Here is a 17,844-nt window from a genome sequence, read left to right as displayed (position 1 = left end):
TACTTCAAGACGATGTATAACGACGATGGGCGTCATCCGAGCGAGTCGCTGAGCCCGTACACGCCGGGATCCGTGCCGACGAGCCTGCCCGGACGGGCGGACAAGCTGCAGCAGTTCCGCGAGGCGGCACAGCGCATGGCATCCGACGGACTGTTCATCCCCCGTGTGCACGTCGACCACGGACCCCGTGGGATCGGCAAGACGTCGCTGCTCCGGGAGGCGCAGCGCATCTTCGGCGGGTACCGCATCCGGACCGTGCTGATCACGGCCAATCCCGACGAGGACCTGGTGCGATCCCTGCTCGGAGAGCTCCGGCAGGTCGTGGGAACCGGCAACCGCCTGCGGAAGTCCGCACTCGAGGCGATCGACTCGGCGACGGTCACGCTGGGGGCGCCCGGCATCGTGCAGGTCGGCGTCTCGCTGACCCCGGAGCGCGCACGGACGGCCGCGTCGGCGAAGCAGGTCCAGAAGGCGATCCGCGCCGCCGTGGATGCGGTGATCCACGACGGGGACGCGGGGATAGCACTGCTCATCGACGAGATCCAGGAGGCGGACCCCGAGAGCCTGCGCACGCTCGCCTACGCATGGCAGGAGATGGCCCCGCTTCGCGCCGTCGAACCCGGGCAGCCGCGGACCGCGCTCTTCGCCGTCGGACTGCCGGGTGCCCCGACGAAGATCAACAAGGCGGTGACGTTCAGCGAGCGGTTCAGCTTCCAGCCCCTGCACGGCCTGTCCGACGCCGGCGCGCGGGAGGCGCTCCAGGCCACGGCGGCGAGCGTCGCCGTCGACTGGGACCTGGCCGCCCTCGACCGGGCTGTGGCGGAATCAGGCGGCTACCCCTACAAGGTGCAGCTGATCGGCGATGCGTCATGGCGGGCGGCCTCCCACCGACTCGCGCGTGACGGCCTGCGACCGGATGACGCCATCGCGCTCCAGGATGTCCTGGCCGCGCTGCCGTCCGTGGATTCGGAGATGGAGACGCTCTTCAGCGCACGCTGGAGGTCTGCCAGCCCACGTCAGCAGGACATGCTCGTGGCAGTCGCGCGGCTGGGCGGAGTGGACGTCAAGCGCGCCGATCTCGCCGAAGCCCTGGGGACGACCACGAGGGCCATCTCGGTCGCCCGCCAGAAGCTCCTGGACAAGGGGCTCCTCGACGCGAACAAGCACGGGCACCTGTCCTTCACCGTGCCGGGGTTCACGGAGTTCGTGCTGGACCAGGCGGAGAACGAGTGAGTCTCCGTCTCGGATGCCGCGTCCCGTTCAGCGGTCGAGCACGCGGATCTCGACCGTGAGCGGCTCCACACCGGCGCGCCGCGCACGGCGGGCGACGGTGACCACGAGGTCGGGCGCCAGCGCGACGTCCAGGACGCGGTAGCGCGCGGGCTCGCCGTCGATCCACGCGACGGTCCCCCACGCGTCGTCCGCGAACCGGACGCGCTCCGGCTCGACGCGGAGGCCGCGCCCGTCGGCCTTCAGCACCGCCTCGATCCGCACCCAGTCGGCGAGCGTCGTCCCGGGAGGCGCCTCGCGGTCGCGCGGCTCCGCGTCGATGCCGATCGGCCCCTCGGCGCTCACCGCGACCACCACCGCGTCGCCCGCGTGCGCGACGCTCGCGTGCAGGCTGTCGAGCGCCCAGGATCCGCCGGGCACCGGCCGCCCGTGCGCGCCGCCGCAGGTCGCGCAGCGGGCGCGGATCGTCACCTCGTCGGGCCGGGCGCCCACCAGCTCCGCGGCCAGCTCGCGGAGGGCCGCGCGGCCGGCGGCGGTGCGGGCGGGGCGGTCGGCCGACGCGTCGACCGTCACGCGCGCGACCGTGACGTCGCCGGGGGTCACGAGCCGCCCGGGGCGCCCGCGTCGGGAGCGCCGTCGTCGGGCGGATCCGCGGGCACGACGCCCTCGTCCGTCTCCTCCGCGGTCGGCCGCGCCGGGGTGAGGAAGGCGTTGAGCAGCCCCAGCACGACCGCGGCGGCCGCGAGCACCACCACCCCGAGCGAGACCCAGCGCGTGACGGCGGCCATCGGCCAGCCGAGGAGCGTCCCGCCGAAGGTCAGGGCGACGTCGACGAGGAAGAGCACGAAGGCGATGATGCCCACGACCGGGGCGTACCCGTCCAGCGGTCCCGGGGGCGCCGGGAGCGGCGGCGGCATCGGCGGCTGCGCCCGGCGGGACAGCAGCTCCCGCTGCACCGGGATCCGCGCCGCCAGCAGCCGCGCGTCCTCCGGCACGGGCCCCGCGGGCAGGTGCAGGAACGCGCGCACGTCGCCGCCCACGGGGTACGACGCCGCGAACAGGCGCGCGGCGCGGTCGCGCTCGTAGGTGGTGGTCCAGCCGGGGAGCACGATGCCCCAGCGGCCGGCCTGGTCGTGCGTGCCGTCGTCGCGGTACCACTCGGCGAGCAGGCGCCGCGCGGACCTCTCGGTCGGATGCGCCTCGACGCGCGACCGCAGGGACTGGATCCCCTTCGCGCGCTCGCCGGCCTCCCGCATCGCCGTGGCGCGCGCGATCGCCCCGGCCTCGTCCATCCGCTCATCGTGGCAGGCGGGCGGCGCGTCCGCATCCGGCGCGCGCCGCCGGACGCCCGGGTGCCACCGCACGCGTCAGACGGCGAGCCGCGCGAGCGCCGCGGCGGCCGCCGCGAGCACCGCCGCGAGCGCGACCGCCGACGGCCCGACCCACCACCAGCCCGCGCGCGCACGGGTCCCCTCCACGAGCGCGGCGGCGGCGAGCAGCGCGAGGGCCAGGGCGACGCCGCCCCGCGCCGGGGGCGTCGCGCCGTCGCCGACCAGCGCCACGAGCCCCGACACGAGCAGGGCGCCCGCGAGCACCACGACGCCCAGCGCGCCCAGGGTGCGCGCGATCTCGCTCCGCCGGTCGGATCGCCGCAGCGGCTTCGCGCCGCGCCACCCGTCGGGCGCGCGGAGGCCGCCCACGACCGCCATGACCTCGTCGAGCTCGCCGGGCCGCTCACCCGCCGGCAGCGCGAGGAAGCGGCCGAGGTCCTCGTCGCGCACGCCGGACGACGCGATCAGGCGCGCCAGCAGCTCGCGCTCGCGCGGGGTGGTCCAGCCGGGGAGGGCGATGCCCCACCGCGCGGCCTGGTCGGGGGCGCGGACCTCGCGGTACCAGGACGCGAGGAGCAGGCGCGCGACCGCGTCGCCCGGCTCGCGCCGCACGCGGGTGCGCAGCTCGACGATCGCGTCCCGCCGCCGTCCGGCGTCCCACAGCGTCCGGGCGCGGTCGACGACCTCGGATCGCTGCATGCGCCCAGGGTCGCGGATCCCAGCGGGCCGCGCGCGGATCATCCCCGGCGCAGGACCTCCTGCGCGAGCACCCCGGCGCTCCCCGCTACGCGATCCGCGCCAGGCCCCAGTAGGCGAAGGCCAGCGCCACGGCCACGACGAAGGCGAGCGCCGTGATCCACCGCCGGCCCGGCCGCGGGCGCGTGCCCTCGGCGATCACGGCGAGCTTCAGCAGGACGAGCGCCACCACGCCGGTCCAGCGCGCGACGCCGACCACGGCCACGCCGAAGAGGGACAGGATCCCCGCGAGGAGCATCCCCACGGCGAACACCGCCCCGGCGCCGACGCACAGCCCGACGGCGACCTCGTGTCGGGGATCGGCGGGCGGCGCGACCTCGGCGATCGGCACCCCGGCGCGGGCGTACCGCTCCCGATGGCGCTCCACCAGCGGCAGCAGCTCGGCCACGTCCGCGGGGACGTCCCGCTCGGGCAGGTCGAGGAACCGGAGGATCCCGTCCCCGCGGTGCCCGGACGTCGCGATCATGCGCGCCAGCCGGTCGCGCTCCGGCGCGGTGGTCCAGCCCGGCGTCGCGATGCCCCAGCGGCCCGCCTGATCCGGTGCCCCGAGCTCGCGGTACCAGCCCGCGAGCGTGAGGCGCGCGACCTCCTCGCGGGGGTGGCTGCGGACCCGGTCCACGAGCGACGCGGTCGCCTCCCGACGCCGCCCCGCGTCCCACATCGCTCGGGCGCGGGCGACGGCCTCCGTCTCGTGCATGCGCCCATGCTGTCAGCTCGGATGGGCACGCCGGCACGCCGACCGGCGCTCAGGTCCGCGCGCCCTGGCCGCGGCCGGGCGGCTCGATCTCCGGGGCCGCGAGCGCGCGGACCTCGATCGCGGTCGGCTAGATGACCGCCTCGCTCCAGTCGTCCGGGTTGCCGAAGCGATGGGCCGTGATGCTGATCGCCTGCTCGCGCAGGAACGTGAGCATCTCGACGCGGCCGGCCGCGGTGACCTCGTCGGCGAAGACGGCGACGTCGGGCGTGCCGCGCAGCGCGTCCGAGAGGGCGCGCGCCTCGGCGATCCGCGTGGCGGGGTCGGCGACGAGCCGCACGCGCTCCGTCGCGATCCCGTCGGCCGCGACGCGGGCGAGCCACGCGTCGTCCGTCTCGATGGTCACGTGCACGCTCGGCAGGTCGTCGAGCACCTGGCCGAGGCCGGCCGGGAGGATCCCCGGCACCGACACGTGCATCTCCGCGTACGCGAGGCGCCCGGCCGCGAGCACGCGCAGCAGGTCGGCGAGGGCACCCGACTCGTCGAGGCGCACCGTGACGGGCAGCGACCGGTAGCGGAACAGGTTGCGCTCGACGCCGAGGCCGCTCGGGTCCTTCACCTGGCCGAACTCCTCGTGCCACGCGACCGCGTCGCTGAGGGCGGAGCGGCGGACGAGGTCGAAGTCCTCGTAGCGGATCGCGGGCTGCGCCGACTCGATGAGCTCCGTGACCCGCGGCGCGAGCCCGCGCAGGTGCAGCGAGCTGGAGTGCCGGCCCTCGTCGGTGACCCAGGAGCCGAGGCCCATGAGGTAGTTCGGGCCGCCGGCCTTGGTGCCGGATCCGACGGAGGAGCGCTTCCAGCCGCCGAACGGCTGGCGCTGCACGATCGCGCCGGTGATCCCGCGGTTCACGTAGAGGTTGCCCGCCTCGACGGTCTCGAGCCACTGGTCGAGCTCGCGCGCGTCCAGGCTGTGCAGGCCCGCGGTGAGGCCGTACGGGATCGCGTTCTGGAACCGGATGGCCTCCTCGAGGTTCCGCGCGCGCATCACGCCGAGCACGGGGCCGAAGAACTCGGTGAGGTGGAAGTACGACCCGGGCTTCACGCCGTCGCGGACGCCCGGCGACCAGAGGCGGCCGGTCTCGTCCATCTGCTCGGGCTCGACGAGCCACTTCTCGCCGACGCCCAGCTGCGTGAGCGCGTGCTTGAGCTTGCCCGCGGCCGGCTCGATGATCGGGCCCATCTGCGTCGTCGGGTCCTGCGGGTATCCCACGCGCAGCGACGACACCGCGTCGGTGAGCTGCGTGAGGAACCGGCGGGACCTCCCGACCGAGCCCACGAGGATCACGAGGCTCGCCGCCGAGCACTTCTGGCCGGCGTGGCCGAACGCGCTCTTCACGACGTCGGCCGCGGCCAGGTCGAGGTCGGCGCTGGGCGTGACGATGATCGCGTTCTTGCCGCTGGTCTCCGCGAGGAGCGGCAGGTCGGAGCGCCAGGAGCGGAAGACCTCGGCGGTCTCGTAGCCGCCCGTGAGGATCACGCGGTCGACCGACGGGTGCGAGATGAGGTGCTCGCCGAACTCGGCCTCGCCGGCGTCGACGAGCGCGAGGAGCTCGCGCGGCACGCCGGCCTCGCGGAGCGCCTCGACCAGCACGGCGCCGGAGCGGCGGGCCTGGCCGGCGGGCTTGACGACCACGCCGCTGCCGGCGGCGAGGGCCGCGAGCATGCTGCCCGCGGGGATCGCGACGGGGAAGTTCCAGGGCGGCGCCACGACGGTGACGCGCGACGGCACGAACCGGGCGCCCTGCACGCGGTCGAGGTCGCGGGCGCGCTCGGCGTAGTAGTGCGCGAAGTCCACGGCCTCGCTGACCTCGGGGTCGGCCTCCGCGATGGTCTTGCCGGTCTCCGACGCCATGACCTCGATGAGGCGCGCGCGGTTGCGCTCGATGGCGACGCCCACGCGGTGCAGGAGCGCGGCCCGCTGGTCGCCGGAGCGCGCGCCCCAGGCGGCGGCCGCGGTGCGCACGCCGTCGATGATGTCGTCGAGCTGGTCGGTGGAGTCGATGCGCGCGGCGTCGATGGTCGCGACGCCGAGCTGCGAGGCGGCGACGCGCGACAGGATCTCGCGGCCCCAGGCGCGGTTCGTCGGCAGCGCCGGATCCGTGTCGGCCGCGTTGCGGAACGGCGTGGTGGAGGCGTCGGGGTCGACGAGCGCGTCGGGCGTCAGCAGGGAGCCGCGCGTGAAGCCCATGACCACGCTCGTGAGCTGCGGGTCGACCTCCTCCTCGGGCTCCTCCGGCGTCTCGGGCTCGGCGAGCGGATCCACGTCGTCGAGCTCCGGCGGGAACCGGCGGTCCTGCGTGCGGTTCGGCGCCGGGATCGCGTCGTCGACCGCGGCGAGCGACGAGCGGAACCGCGACTCCTCGCGCGCGAACAGCGCGCTCGACGTGCTCAGCTCGAACACGGCCGACATGAAGTTCTCCTGGCTCGCGTTCTCCTCCAGGCGGCGGATGAGGTACGAGATCGCCACGTCGAACTCGGTCGGGTGCACGACGGGCGTGTAGAGCAGCAGCCCGCCCACCGTGCGCTTCACGGCCTCGGCCTGGCCGGTCGCCATGCCGAGCAGCATCTCGAACTCGATGCGGTCGGTGACGCCGCGCTCCTCGGCGAGCAGCCACGCGTAGGCGACGTCGAAGAGGTTGTGGCCGGCGACGCCGACCTTCACGGCGTCGGCCGCGGTCGGCTGCAGCGCGTGCTCGAGCATGCGCTTGTAGTGCGTGTCGGTCTGCTCCTTGGTGGCCCAGGTGGCGACGGGCCAGTCGTGCATCCGCCCGTCGACCTGCTCCATCGCGAGGTTCGCGCCCTTGACGATGCGGACCTTGATGGGCGCCCCGCCCGCCGCGCGCCGCTCCTCGGCCCACGCGGTGAGCCGCTGCAGGCCCGCGAGCGCGTCGGGCAGGTAGGCCTGGAGCACGATGCCGGCCTCGAGGTCCTTCAGCTGCGGCTGGTCGAGCACGCGCGTGAACACCTCGATGGTGAGGTCGAGGTCCTTGTACTCCTCCATGTCGAGGTTGATGAACTTCGGCGCCGCGGCCTCCGACGCCAGCTCGTAGAGCGGGGTGAGCCGCTCGACGACCTTCTCGACGGCCTCGTCGAACGCCCACATCGACAGCTGCGAGACGACGCTCGACACCTTGATGGAGACGTAGTCCACGTCGTCGCGGGCGAGCAGCTCGCGCGTGCCCGCGAGGCGGCGCGCGGCCTCCTTCTCGCCGAGCACCGCCTCGCCGAGGAGGTTGAGGTTGAGGCGGGACCCGCCCTCACGCAGCTTCTCGATGGCCGGCCCGAGCTTGTCGCTCGTCGCGTCGACGATGAGGTGCCCGACCATCTCGCGGAGCACGCGGCGCGCGACCGGCACGACCACCTGCGGGAGGACCGGGCCGAGGATGCCGCCCGCGCGGATCGCGCCCTGCATGTACCAGGGCAGGAAGCCGGGGGTCTTCGACGTGAGCGCGGCGAGGCTGTTGCCGGCGACCGGCAGGTCCTCGGGGCGGACGACCCGGTCGACGAAGCCGATGGTGAAGGCGAGGCCGTTCTCGTCCTTGAGGACGCCGGCGAGGCGCTCGGCGGACGGGTCGGCGGGGTGCTCGGCCGCCTCGGCGAGCCAGGTGCGCACGAGCTCGACGGCCCGGTCGGCGAGCTCCTCGCGGTCGTGGCCGGCGGTCGGCACGGCGGCGGTGTCGGATGCGGATGCGGTGTCGGCGGTCATGCGGAGCCTCTTCGTCTCGGGTCGGGCCAGGAGCCCCGTCGTCGGCCGCGCTGCGGGCGCGTCCTCCCAGTGTGCGACCATGCTCTCATCGGATGCGCTGAACGTTTCCGATGATCATCGTGCGGCCCTGCCGATGATTCCACGCGACGGCCGGATCCGCGGGAGGCGCACGTGCTCGAGATGCGACGGCTGCGGCTCCTGCGCGAGCTCAAGCTCCGCGGCACGATCGGCGCGGTCGCCGACGCGCTGTCGTTCAGCCCGTCGTCGGTGTCGCAGCAGCTCGCCCAGCTGGAGCGGGAGGCGGGCGTCACGCTGCTGCGCCGGGTCGGGCGGCGGGTGGTGCTCACGCCGCAGGCCGAGATCCTCGTCGAGCACACGACCGCGCTGCTCGAGCGGCTGGAGCGCGCCGAGACCGAGGTCAACGCATCGCTCGCGAACGTCTCCGGCACCATCCGCGTGGCCGCGTTCCAGTCCGCGCTGCTCGCGCTGGTGCCGCCGGCGCTGACGATCCTCCGCGACGACTACCCCGACCTGCGCGTCGAGATCACGATGCGCGAGCCCGAGTCGGGCCTCCACGACGTGTGGGCGCGCGACCACGACCTCGTCATCGCCGAGCAGTACCCGGCGCACGCGGCGCCCCGGCCGGCCGACCTCGACCGCGAGGAGCTGTGCGTGGATCCGCTCCGCCTCGGCCTCCCGCCCGGCCGCGACGACGTGCGCTCGATCTCCGACGCCCGCCGCCTGCCGTGGGTGATGGAACCCGCGGGCACAGCCTCGCGCCACTTCGCGGAGCAGGTGTGCCGCGTCGCGGGCTTCGAGCCGGACGTGCGGTACGTGACGGCCGACCTGCAGGCCCACATCGACCTCGTGCGCGGCGGGCACGCCGCGTCCGTGCTGCCGGACCTCGTGTGGGCGGGGCGCGAGCCCGACGTGCGGCTCATCGGCCTGCCGGGCTCGCCGCGGCGCACGGTGTTCACGTCGTCGCGCGTGGGCAGCCTCGACCGCCCGGGGATCCGCGCCTGCCGGGACGCCCTGGCGCGCGCGGTCGAGACGATGGGGCCGGGCGCGGGCTGAGCCCCGGACGACGACGGGCCCGGATCCGCGAGGATCCGGGCCCACCGTCCGCATGCGCGGCCGCCTCGCGGCGCTCAGTCCGCGGGCGGCCCGTCTCCCGCGTCGGGCCCCGGCGCGGTCGCCCCGGCCGGCTTCCGCCGCCCGGTCACCACGATCAGCACCACGGCGGCCGCCGCGAGCACGACGATGCCGATGCCCACGCCCACGACCACGCCGAGGTAGGGCGCGACGCCCTCCTCCTGGCCGGCCGCGGTGCCCGGGTCGGCGGCGGACGGGTCGGAGCCCTCCGCGCCGGATCCCGCGGTCCCGCCGGTCCCGGATCCCGACGACGCGCCGGACCCGGCCGACCCGCCCGCCGCCGCCGCGCAGCCCGGCCCGTCGGCGGTGCCGGCCGAGGCCGCGGCTCCCGCGGGCGCCTGGTACGTGAACGCGATCGAGTCCGAGACGGGGTGCCCGTCCGCCGACACCACGCGCCAGGTCACCCGGTACTCGCCCGAGCCGCCGAGCGCGACCGGCACGGAGACGGTGCGCCCGGCGTCCGTCGCGCAGCCGGTCTCGAAGTGCGTGCCCTGGTCGCCCGGGCCCGTGACCTGCACGATCGACGAGCCGCCGACGGCCGGGGTCGCGCCCGCGGAGGCGGGGTCGCCGGGGGTGCCGAGGTCGAGGATCACGTCGTTGAACGTCAGCGTGACCTCGGACGGCGGGGCGTCGATCGTCGACCCCGCCGCGGGCGAGCTGGACACGAGGTAGTTGTGCGCGGACGCCGACAGCGCGCCGTCCGGCCCGCTCCCCCCGGCCACGCCCGCGAGCGCCACCGCGGCGGTCGCGAGCGCGGTGCCGGCGAGGGCGGCGGCCACCCGGGCGAGCGGGTGGCGTCCGGTGGCGGCGCGGCGCGAGGGCCGGCGGATCCGATCCCCGGGCGTCACGCCTGGCCGCCGCCCTCGCGGCGCACGCGGGTGAGCGCGAACACCGCGACCACGAGCGCGACCGCGCCGAGGGCGAGGCCCCCGACGCCGAGGCCGACCGCGACCGCACCGCTCGCGGCATCCGTGGAGGGCGCCGGGGTCGTCGCCGCGGCGGAGGCGTCGGGCGCCGTGGTGGTCATCGAGCCCATGGAGTCGGCGGGCGGCGCGTCCTGCACGTACAGCGTGGGCGCGGGGTGCTCCGGCTCCTCGCCGGACGCCGGCGTCGCCTCGTCCCAGTCGACGACCGAGCCGTCCGAGTAGCCCTGGTGGGCGGGCAGCATGATGCTGCCGGTCTCGGGCACGGGGCCGACCGAGATCGTGAAGCGCTGGAACTCGCCCGCCTTCAGCCCCACCCCGTCGTCCGCGGTCCAGGTGACCTCGATGGGCGCGTCGGTGATGGTCGCGTCGTCCGTCTCCACGGGGGTGTCGAGCCGCTCCGTCGTGACCTTCGCGGTCCAGCCGGGGACCGGCTCCGTGGAGAGGCTGGAGAAGGGGGTGCCCTTCGGCAGGTCGACCGTGACGCTCGTGGTCGTCGCGGTCGCGGACTCGGTCGGGACCTTGAACGTCAGCGTGCTGTAGCTGCCCGCCGCGGCCTGGTCGGGCGAGACGCGCACGTGCGCCGAGGCCGCGAGCGGCAGGGCCACGGCGAGCGCGACGCCGCCGACGAGCGCGGTGGCCGCGCGGAGGATCCGGCGCGGGGCGGGGGTGGATGAGGTGGTCATGGCATGTCCTGTTCCGGGCCGCGCGGGGCGGCCCCGGGGGCGGACGCGGCGGTGCCGACGTCCGGTGCGGAGGGTGAGGGGCGGCGGATGCGCGGGGCATCGCGGCCGCGGCGCGACGGGGTCGCGGGAGGGCGGCGGGTCCGGCCGCGGCGGCGGGATCCGCGACCCGCACCCGGGCGGGTCGCGCCGGGGCGGGTCATGCCGCCGAGGCGCGGGCGGTCGCGGGGACCGGCCGGCGCGTCAGGCGGCGAGGGCGACGCGGCGCGGCGGTCCGCGGTGGCGCAGCCGGCCGATGCGGGCGCGGAGGTCGCGCAGCGGCATCGGCGCCCGCTCGACGCGGGTGAGCGCGGCGGTGCGCCGGCCCTCGGGTCGGAGGAACGGGATCGCGAGCGCGAGCACCACCCGGAGGCCCGCGGCGGCGCCGAGCGCACGGAGGGCGGACTCGCCGTGCCGGAGCGCGAGCACCGTCAGCACGAGGGCCGCGGCGTGCGAGACGAGCATGCCGGCGTCGAGCGCGGACGCCCCGCCGGCCGTCGCGGCGCCCGTGCCCGGCAGGGCGGACGGCAGCGCGCCGTGCCCGGCCATGCCCGCGTGCGGATCCCCCGCGACGACCGCGCCCGACGCGTCGCCCGCCGCCGTGAACAGCCCGTGGAACAGCAGCTGACTGACGCCGACAGCCGCGGTGAGGCGCCAGAGCGAGGCGCGGGATCCGGCGAGCGCGATGGCCGCCAGCGACGCGAGCGCGAGCCCGAACGCGACGACGGCCCAGGACGGCGCGGCCCCGCCTCCGGCCTCGTGGAAGAGGGCGGCCACGAACGTGGCGGTGGTGGATGCGGCGAGCCCCCGGATCACGCGCTGGACGCGCGGGGCGATCGGGGTCGGGGCAGGCATCGACGGAAGTGTAGATGACCGGCCCGGGAGGACGCGGCGGCGGGCGCCCGGGCCGGCCCCGGAGACGCGCCCCGGTCAGGCGGCGCGTCCCTCCGCGTCCGCTGCCGCGAGCGACCCGTTCAGCCGCCCGATCACGTCGTTGAGCATGTCGCTCACGGCCTCGAGCTCGGTGACGCTCAGGCCGGTTCGCGCCGCCGCCCGGGCGGGCACGTCGAGGGCCCGGGCGCGCAGGTCCCGCCCCGTCTCGGTGAGCGAGACGACGACCACGCGCTCGTCCGCCGTGCTGCGCGTGCGGTCGACGAAGCCGGCCACCTGCAGGCGCTTGAGCAGCGGGGTGAGGGTCGCGGGCTCGAGCTGCAGCGCGACGCCGAGCTCGGAGATGGAGCGGTCGTCGCGCTCCCAGAGGGCGAGCATCACCAGGTACTGCGGATGCGTGAGGCCGAGCGGCTCGAGGATCGGCCGGTAGACCGCCACCACCGTGCGCGCGGCCACCACCGCCTGGAAGCAGACCTGGCTCTCGAGCGCCAGCGGATCCGTCGTCATCCCGTCCTCCTCGGCCGTCCCTCGTCGTACCGCTCAGTACACCGGATAGATGTTACGCAAGCGGGGAAATACGGCTGACGCCGCAGGCGGGCGTCGGATCAGCCCGCGGCGACGAGCTCGACGTTGATGCCGTCCGGGTCCTGCACGGACAGGATCGACATGCCCTCGAGGTCCATGACCTCGCCGTGCTCGATCCCCTCCGCCTCGAAGAGCGCGGCGGCCGTCACGAGGTCGTCGCGCGACGGGACCGCGAGGCTCACGTGGTCGAGGCCGCGGACCGCGGGGTCGAACGTGCCGCCGTCTCCCGCCACGGGGCGGAGGCCGAGGAGCTGGTCGCCGACCCCGTAGACCACGCCGCCGAAGAAGACGGACGGGTCATCGAGGACGCCCGGGTCGCTCGGGTCCGCCTCGCTCTCGATGGCGGGCGAGAGGCCGAGCACCCCCTCGTAGAAGGCGCGCGAGCGTGCCAGGTCGGACACGGAGAGGCGCACGTGGTGCACGCCCGTGATGCTGCGGAGGGGAGCGGTGGTCGCGGTGTCGTCGGTCATGGTCCGACGCTAGGACGGTGCGCCGGCCGCGCCCGGGCCGGTTCGTTCTCCGACCACTGCTCCCAGGTCGCGGTCAGGCGCGGCCCGCCCGACCCGGATCAGTCGTGGAGGTCGATGCCCCAGGTGCCGGACCACTCGGATCCGGGCTCGAGCGTGATGAGCCCGTCGCCCGAGTTGAAGGCGTCGGCCGGCGCCGTCATCGGCTCGACCGCGACCGCCCACACGTGGCCGTCGGCGACCGGATACCACGGCGTCACGAACACCTGCCAGTAGGTGAACTCGCCGTCGGCCCAGATCTCGGTGCGCCGACCGTCGGGCGCCTGCACGCCGTGGCGGGTGACGCCGTCGACCACGCGGGCGTCGGCCCACGCGTCGTCGAGCTGCGCGTCGCGCACGCGGACGCCGCCGCGGAGGTCGTAGCGCGTGCCCTCGACCGGGGTCTGGGCGCCCGTGGGGTTGAGGCGGACGGGATCCACCTCGATGTGGGTGGGCGCGTCGATGACGACCTCGAGGTCCTCGGTCGGCACGTCGCCGACGCGGAGGAAGGGGTGCGTGCCGACGGCGACGGGGGCGTCCGCCTCGCCGACGTTGCGGATCCCGTGGGTCACCCGCACGCCGGAGCCCGTGAGCTCGTAGCGCACGGTGGTCTCGAGGGCGAAGGGGTAGCCGCGCTGCGGGTGCACGTCGGCGGCGAGGGTGACGAAGACGTCGTCGCGGTCGACGAGGCGGTACGGCGCGTTCTCGAGCAGGCCGTGGATCGCGTTCTCGCGGTCGACCTCGGTGATGTCGAGCTGGTGCGTCACGTCGCCCTGCTGCCAGATGCCGTCGCGGATCCGGTTGGGCCAGGGCGCGAGCACGATGCCGCTGCAGAAGGGGGGACGCGCCTGGTCCCGGTAGGACTGGACGAGGTCGGTGCCGTCCACCTGGAGCACGCGGAGCGCGGCGCCGACCTCCGCGATCACCATGCGCTGGGTGCGGCCGTCCACCTCCGCGACGAGCTCGTGCTGCTGGCCGGTGGGGAGGCGGGGGATGTACGACACGTCTTCGGGCACCCGCCGAGCCTATCCGCACCGGGCGCTGTGGCGCCTCCCAGGGGCGCGGGCACGCCGCTCCCTAGGATCGTCGGCATGGCCCGGCATGAGAACGAGAAGGTACGCGCGATCCGCGAGAAGGCACGCATCGAGAGGGCCCTCGACGACCGGCGCCGCAAGCGCCGCCGCCTCATCACCCAGTTCTCCGTCGCGGGCGGCCTCGTGGTCGTCATCGCGGCCATCGCCGGCGGCGTCTACCTCCTCGGCCAGTCGCAGGCGGCGAGCGCGGCGGGTCCCGTCCAGGAGACCACGGCGCCGCTGTCCACGGGCGACCAGGTGCGCGTCGCGACCGAGCCGCACGGCGTCAGCGTGGGCGCCGCCGACGCCCCCGTCACGCTCGACGTGTTCGAGGACTACTCGTGCCCCCACTGCGCGCAGTACGAGGCCGAGTCCGGCCCGCTGCTCGACCGGATCGCCGCCACCGGCCAGGTGCGCATCGTCTACCACCCCATCCAGATCGTCACGAAGTACGGCCAGGTCGCCGGCAGCGCCGCCGCCTGCGTCCTCGCCGAGGAGCCCGACAAGTGGCCCGCCGTGCACTCCGCGCTCTTCGACAACCACTCCACCGTCACCGACTCGTGGACCCACGCCGACTTCGTCACCTGGCTCACCACCCAGGGCGTGACGGCGGACGCCGCCCGCACGTGCGTGGCCGAGGGCAAGTACTCCTCGTGGATCACGGAGAACACCTCGGACGCGAGCGCCGCGGGCGTCACGGGCACGCCGACCCTGCGGATCCAGGGCGACATCATCACGACCGTCGCCGGCCAGGACCTCGTGGACGCGCTCGCGAAGGCGGGCGCGCAGCTCCCCGAGGGCATCGCCGCCGACAGCTGATCCCGACGGGACGGGCCGCCGCGCTCAGTGCGCGCGGTGGTCCTGCACCGTCATGCGCGGGCCGAACCGCGGCTTGCGGAACCCGCTCGCCTCGATGAGGCGCATCACGCGCTGACGGTGGCCGCGCCACGGCTCCAGCAGCTCGAGCATGCCGTCGTCGTCGACCGCGTGGCCGACGAGCGCCCATCCCACGGTGTCGTGCACGTGGTAGTCGCCGACGCTCACGGAGTCCGGATCGCCGTGGGCGCGCTGCGTGGTCTCGGCCGCGGTCCAGATCCCCACACCCGGGATCGAGCGCAGCCGCCGGGTGATCTCGTCGCTCCCCCGGCCGAGCGCGAGCGTCCGCTCGAGGCCCGCGGCCGAGGTCGCGACGGCGATGAGGGTGCGCGACCGCTTCGGATCGACGCCCGCGCGGTGCCACTCCCACGACGGGATGAGGCGCCAGCGCTCCGGCGACGGCAGCACGCGCATGCCGGGCGGGACGGGACCGGGCGCGGGCTCGCCGTGCGCGAGGATCAGCTGCCGCCACGCCCGCCGGGCCTCGAGCCCGGTGACCTTCTGCTCGAGCACCGCCGACGCCATCGCCTCGAACACGTGGTTGGTGCGCATGAGCCGGAGGGCGGGCAGGCGCCGACGCGCGTCGCGGAGGAGCGGATGCGCGGAGACGTCGAGGTCGGACCAGTCGTCGCCCTCGCCGAGGAGCTCCGGCACGCCGGCGACCACCCACTCGGCGCCGGGGCCCCAGGCGCGCGCGTCGACGCCGCCGTCGGGGCGCGGGTCCAGCCGCAGCGAGGCGCTCCCGAGCGGGGTGCGGGCCGTGCGCCAGACGCCGACGCGGCGGGCGCCGGGCGGGGCCGGATCCCAGCGGCAGGTCGGATCGACGACGCCCCGGAACAGCGGCCGCAGCACGAGCCGGAGGTCGACCTCGCGGTCGGGGAGGTAGGTCGTGCGCGCGTCGGGCGCCGTCGCCTCCGCACCGCCCTGATCCATCCCCTCAGGGTACGCACGGCCGCCGACGCCGCTCCCCGCATCGGGCGCGCGTAGCGTCGACGGCATGACCGACACCACGGACCACCACCAGGACGACCTCGAGCGCGTCGCGGAGCTCGTGAAGAGCGCCCGCATCGCCCTCCTCACCACCGTCAACGCGCACGGCCAGCTCGTGAGCCGCCCGCTCGCCAGCCAGGAGCGTGACTTCGACGGCGACCTCTGGTTCTTCACGCAGGACCCGAGCGACAAGACCGCCGAGATCCGAGCAAGCGACCAGGTGAACGTGTCGCTGCAGTCCGGCGACGGGTTCCTCTCCATCGCCGGCACCGCCGAGATCACGCGCGACCGGGCGCGCATCGACGAGCTGTGGTCCGCCGGCGCGGAGGCGTGGTTCGAGGGCGGCAAGGACGACCCGACGGTCGCGCTGATCCGCGTGCACGCCGACGCCGCCGAGTACTGGTACCAGGACACCCCGAAGCCCGTCGCGCTCATCAAGTACGCGAAGGCCGCGATCACGGGCCAGCGTCCGAAGGACGTCGGGGAGCACGGCACCGTCGAGCTCTGATCCGCACGGCGCGCGGCGACCGGACAGGGGCCGCGGCTACGGGCCGAGCGCCTCCGGGACGCCCGCCGCCGTGCCGTCCACCACGAGGTCGGCGCGGCCGCGCGTGCCCTCGATGAGCACCGCGTTCGCGCCGTCGACCTCGCGCGCCCACGCCTCGGCGGCGGTCGGCGCGCGCCCGCCCGCGGTGTGCCGCTCGACGAGCCGCGCGAACCGGTCGTCCGCGGGCGTCGCGCAGAACCACGCCTCGTCGAGCTCCGCGGCCAGCTGCGCCCACGGCCCGTCGTCGACCAGCAGGTAGTTGCCCTCGACCACGACGAGGCGCGCGGCCGGATCCACCGCGATGGCGCCGGCCACCCCCTCGTCGACCGCACGGTCGAACGACGGCGCGTAGACCGCGTGCTCCGTCTCAGCGCGGAGGCGGCGGACGAGCGCCACGACGCCCCAGCCGTCGAAGGTGTCGATCGCGCCCTTGCGGTCGTGCCGCCCCAGTCGGTCGAGCGTGGCGTTCGCGAGGTGGAAGCCGTCCATGGGCACGTACGCGGCGGTGCCCGCGCCCGCGAGCGCGTCGACGCGCGCCACGAGCGCCCGCGCGAGCGTCGTCTTCCCGGCGCCGGGGCTGCCCGCGATGGCGAGGATCGCCCGCCTGCCGTCGCGGACGAGGCCGAGCGCGCGGCGCGCCAGGGCGTCCAGGTCGGCGACGGGTGGGGAGGAGGGGTGCGGGCGCGCGCCCGGCTCGATGTCCATCCGCCCAGTCTCGCGGGGCCGTGCCCCATGATGGAGTCGTGCGCATCGGAATCCTCACCTCAGGCGGAGACTGCCCCGGACTCAACGCGGTGATCCGCGGGGCGGTGCTCAAGGGAACGACCATCCACAAGCAGGAGTTCGTGGGCTTCCGCGACGGCTGGCGGGGCGTCGTCGACGGCGACGTCATGCCGCTCGCGCGCCGCGACATCCAGGGCATCGGCAAGCAGGGCGGCACGATCCTCGGCACCAGCCGCACGAACCCGTTCGAGGGCGACGGCGGCGTCGAGCGGATCCAGGAGAACCTCGACCGCCTCGGCATCGACGCGATCCTCGCCATCGGCGGCGAGGGCACCCTCGCGGCCGCGAAGCGCCTCACCGACGCGGGCCTCAAGATCGTGGGCGTCCCCAAGACCGTCGACAACGACCTCGACGCCACCGACTACACGTTCGGCTTCGACACCGCGGTGCAGATCGCGACCGACGCCATGGACCGCCTCCGCACCACGGGCGACTCGCACAGCCGCTGCATGGTGGCGGAGGTCATGGGCCGCCACGTCGGCTGGATCGCGCTGCACTCCGGCATGGCCGCGGGCGCGCACGCGATCCTCATCCCCGAGCAGAAGACGTCGATGGACGAGATCATCGGCTGGGTCCGCTCGGCCTACGACCGCGGGCGCGCACCGCTCGTGGTCGTCGCGGAGGGCTTCATCCCCGAGCACGCCTCCGACGCGCACGGCGAGCGCGGGCTCGACGCCTTCGGCCGTCCGCGGCTCGGCGGCATCGGCGAGCAGATCGCTCCCATCATCGAGGAGCGCACGGGCATCGAGACGCGCGCGACGACCCTCGGCCACATCCAGCGCGGCGGCACGCCCTCGTCGTACGACCGCGTGCTCGCGACCCGCCTCGGCCTCGCCGCGGTCGACAGCGTGCGCGACGGCCACTGGGGCCGCATGGTGGCGCTCCGCGGCACCGACATCGTGCACGTGGGCTTCGAGGAGGCGCTCGGCCGCCTCAAGACCGTGCCGCAGCACCGCTACGACGAGGCCGCGATCCTATTCGGCTGAGCCGCGCGGCCACCGGGCGGCTCGCCTCGCGGG

At 75.4% G+C, this 17,844-nt stretch carries 18 protein-coding genes; 5 read left to right on the top strand and 13 right to left on the bottom strand.

Going from position 1 to position 17,844, the window contains the following annotated elements:
- Positions 1 to 12: 12 nt before the first annotated feature.
- On the top strand, positions 13 to 1,233 hold the full coding sequence (locus H9X71_RS02745; RefSeq protein ID WP_191148214.1) for an ATP-binding protein: 1,221 nt from the start codon (positions 13 to 15) through the stop codon (positions 1,231 to 1,233).
- Positions 1,234 to 1,260: 27 nt separating this feature from the next.
- Here H9X71_RS02745 and H9X71_RS02740 read toward each other — a convergent pair whose 3' ends face one another.
- The 5 genes from H9X71_RS02740 to H9X71_RS02720 form a co-directional block, all read right to left on the bottom strand.
- Entirely contained in the window at positions 1,261 to 1,833 is a 573-nt protein-coding gene (locus H9X71_RS02740; RefSeq protein ID WP_191148213.1) for a 4'-phosphopantetheinyl transferase family protein, read from the bottom strand.
- Positions 1,830 to 2,522 (bottom strand): DUF6584 family protein, encoded by a 693-nt coding sequence (locus tag H9X71_RS02735; RefSeq protein ID WP_191148212.1) that lies wholly within the window; start codon positions 2,520 to 2,522, stop codon positions 1,830 to 1,832. Before H9X71_RS02735 ends, H9X71_RS02740 begins: the two co-directional genes overlap by 4 nt.
- A 75-nt stretch (positions 2,523 to 2,597) precedes the next feature.
- Positions 2,598 to 3,260, bottom strand: a complete 663-nt coding sequence (locus H9X71_RS02730) for a hypothetical protein (protein WP_244961734.1) — start codon at positions 3,258 to 3,260, stop codon at positions 2,598 to 2,600.
- Between the two features lie 85 nt (positions 3,261 to 3,345).
- A complete protein-coding gene (locus H9X71_RS02725; RefSeq protein ID WP_191148210.1) occupies positions 3,346 to 4,014 on the bottom strand; it encodes a hypothetical protein in 669 nt (222 codons plus the stop codon).
- A 127-nt stretch (positions 4,015 to 4,141) separates the two neighbouring features.
- Positions 4,142 to 7,777: a bifunctional proline dehydrogenase/L-glutamate gamma-semialdehyde dehydrogenase gene (locus tag H9X71_RS02720; RefSeq protein WP_191148209.1), complete on the bottom strand. Its 3,636-nt coding sequence runs from the start codon at positions 7,775 to 7,777 to the stop codon at positions 4,142 to 4,144.
- Between the two features lie 171 nt (positions 7,778 to 7,948).
- Between H9X71_RS02720 and H9X71_RS02715 the strand changes: the two genes are divergently transcribed.
- Entirely contained in the window at positions 7,949 to 8,851 is a 903-nt protein-coding gene (locus H9X71_RS02715; protein ID WP_191148208.1) for a LysR family transcriptional regulator, read from the top strand.
- A gap of 74 nt (positions 8,852 to 8,925) precedes the next feature.
- Here H9X71_RS02715 and H9X71_RS02710 read toward each other — a convergent pair whose 3' ends face one another.
- The 6 genes from H9X71_RS02710 to H9X71_RS02685 all read right to left on the bottom strand — a co-directional run bounded on the left by H9X71_RS02710 (position 8,926) and on the right by H9X71_RS02685 (position 13,572).
- The gene (locus H9X71_RS02710) at positions 8,926 to 9,708 is read right to left on the bottom strand and encodes a copper resistance CopC family protein (protein ID WP_342355635.1); all 783 of its coding nucleotides are present in this window, start codon (positions 9,706 to 9,708) and stop codon (positions 8,926 to 8,928) included.
- Positions 9,709 to 9,773: 65 nt separating this feature from the next.
- The gene (locus H9X71_RS02705) at positions 9,774 to 10,538 is read right to left on the bottom strand and encodes a YcnI family copper-binding membrane protein (RefSeq protein ID WP_191148206.1); all 765 of its coding nucleotides are present in this window, start codon (positions 10,536 to 10,538) and stop codon (positions 9,774 to 9,776) included.
- 240 nt (positions 10,539 to 10,778) lie between these two features.
- Positions 10,779 to 11,429 carry a hypothetical protein gene (locus H9X71_RS02700; protein WP_191148205.1) on the bottom strand — a complete coding sequence of 217 codons (651 nt, stop codon included), beginning with the start codon at positions 11,427 to 11,429 and terminating at the stop codon, positions 10,779 to 10,781.
- 75 nt (positions 11,430 to 11,504) lie between these two features.
- The gene (locus H9X71_RS02695; RefSeq protein WP_191148204.1) at positions 11,505 to 11,972 is read right to left on the bottom strand and encodes a MarR family winged helix-turn-helix transcriptional regulator; all 468 of its coding nucleotides are present in this window, start codon (positions 11,970 to 11,972) and stop codon (positions 11,505 to 11,507) included.
- A 98-nt stretch (positions 11,973 to 12,070) separates the two neighbouring features.
- A complete protein-coding gene (locus tag H9X71_RS02690) occupies positions 12,071 to 12,520 on the bottom strand; it encodes a VOC family protein (protein ID WP_191148203.1) in 450 nt (149 codons plus the stop codon).
- Positions 12,521 to 12,618: 98 nt separating this feature from the next.
- Positions 12,619 to 13,572, bottom strand: coding sequence for an aldose 1-epimerase family protein (locus tag H9X71_RS02685; protein ID WP_191148202.1), 954 nt, complete (start codon positions 13,570 to 13,572; stop codon positions 12,619 to 12,621).
- Between the two features lie 75 nt (positions 13,573 to 13,647).
- Between H9X71_RS02685 and H9X71_RS02680 the strand changes: the two genes are divergently transcribed.
- On the top strand, positions 13,648 to 14,448 hold the full coding sequence (locus H9X71_RS02680) for a DsbA family protein (protein WP_191148201.1): 801 nt from the start codon (positions 13,648 to 13,650) through the stop codon (positions 14,446 to 14,448).
- Positions 14,449 to 14,472: 24 nt separating this feature from the next.
- Here H9X71_RS02680 and H9X71_RS02675 read toward each other — a convergent pair whose 3' ends face one another.
- Positions 14,473 to 15,438, bottom strand: a complete 966-nt coding sequence (locus H9X71_RS02675) for a DNA-3-methyladenine glycosylase family protein (protein ID WP_191148200.1) — start codon at positions 15,436 to 15,438, stop codon at positions 14,473 to 14,475.
- Between the two features lie 64 nt (positions 15,439 to 15,502).
- Here H9X71_RS02675 and H9X71_RS02670 point away from each other — a divergent pair, with 64 nt between their 5' ends.
- Positions 15,503 to 16,003, top strand: a complete 501-nt coding sequence (locus tag H9X71_RS02670) for a pyridoxamine 5'-phosphate oxidase family protein (protein ID WP_191148199.1) — start codon at positions 15,503 to 15,505, stop codon at positions 16,001 to 16,003.
- A 36-nt stretch (positions 16,004 to 16,039) separates the two neighbouring features.
- Here H9X71_RS02670 and H9X71_RS02665 read toward each other — a convergent pair whose 3' ends face one another.
- A complete protein-coding gene (locus H9X71_RS02665) occupies positions 16,040 to 16,747 on the bottom strand; it encodes a nucleoside/nucleotide kinase family protein (protein ID WP_191148198.1) in 708 nt (235 codons plus the stop codon).
- Between the two features lie 38 nt (positions 16,748 to 16,785).
- On the opposite strand from H9X71_RS02665, the gene H9X71_RS02660 reads away from it, so the two are divergent.
- Positions 16,786 to 17,811 carry a 6-phosphofructokinase gene (locus H9X71_RS02660; protein ID WP_015489331.1) on the top strand — a complete coding sequence of 342 codons (1,026 nt, stop codon included), beginning with the start codon at positions 16,786 to 16,788 and terminating at the stop codon, positions 17,809 to 17,811.
- The last annotated feature ends 33 nt before the right edge of the window (positions 17,812 to 17,844 follow it).

The sequence above is a fragment of the Clavibacter zhangzhiyongii genome (assembly GCF_014775655.1).
GTDB lineage: Bacteria > Actinomycetota > Actinomycetes > Actinomycetales > Microbacteriaceae > Clavibacter > Clavibacter zhangzhiyongii.
Note: the sequence above shows the minus strand (reverse complement) of the source record. Positions and strands in the feature narration are given on the sequence as shown.

What these genes read in the sequence shown, in the direction of transcription:
- H9X71_RS02665 (WP_191148198.1), bottom strand. Translation starts at nt 16,747, where the DNA reads ATGGACATCGAGCCGGGCGCGCGCCCGCACCCCTCCTCCCCACCCGTC.
- H9X71_RS02745 (WP_191148214.1), top strand. Translation starts at nt 13, where the DNA reads ATGTATAACGACGATGGGCGTCATCCGAGCGAGTCGCTGAGCCCGTAC.
- H9X71_RS02725 (WP_191148210.1), bottom strand. Translation starts at nt 4,014, where the DNA reads ATGCACGAGACGGAGGCCGTCGCCCGCGCCCGAGCGATGTGGGACGCG.
- H9X71_RS02675 (WP_191148200.1), bottom strand. Translation starts at nt 15,438, where the DNA reads ATGGATCAGGGCGGTGCGGAGGCGACGGCGCCCGACGCGCGCACGACC.
- H9X71_RS02690 (WP_191148203.1), bottom strand. Translation starts at nt 12,520, where the DNA reads ATGACCGACGACACCGCGACCACCGCTCCCCTCCGCAGCATCACGGGC.
- H9X71_RS02680 (WP_191148201.1), top strand. Translation starts at nt 13,648, where the DNA reads ATGGCCCGGCATGAGAACGAGAAGGTACGCGCGATCCGCGAGAAGGCA.
- H9X71_RS02705 (WP_191148206.1), bottom strand. Translation starts at nt 10,538, where the DNA reads ATGACCACCTCATCCACCCCCGCCCCGCGCCGGATCCTCCGCGCGGCC.
- H9X71_RS02695 (WP_191148204.1), bottom strand. Translation starts at nt 11,972, where the DNA reads ATGACGACGGATCCGCTGGCGCTCGAGAGCCAGGTCTGCTTCCAGGCG.
- H9X71_RS02720 (WP_191148209.1), bottom strand. Translation starts at nt 7,777, where the DNA reads ATGACCGCCGACACCGCATCCGCATCCGACACCGCCGCCGTGCCGACC.
- H9X71_RS02735 (WP_191148212.1), bottom strand. Translation starts at nt 2,522, where the DNA reads ATGGACGAGGCCGGGGCGATCGCGCGCGCCACGGCGATGCGGGAGGCC.
- H9X71_RS02670 (WP_191148199.1), top strand. Translation starts at nt 15,503, where the DNA reads ATGACCGACACCACGGACCACCACCAGGACGACCTCGAGCGCGTCGCG.
- H9X71_RS02730 (WP_244961734.1), bottom strand. Translation starts at nt 3,260, where the DNA reads ATGCAGCGATCCGAGGTCGTCGACCGCGCCCGGACGCTGTGGGACGCC.
- H9X71_RS02700 (WP_191148205.1), bottom strand. Translation starts at nt 11,429, where the DNA reads ATGCCTGCCCCGACCCCGATCGCCCCGCGCGTCCAGCGCGTGATCCGG.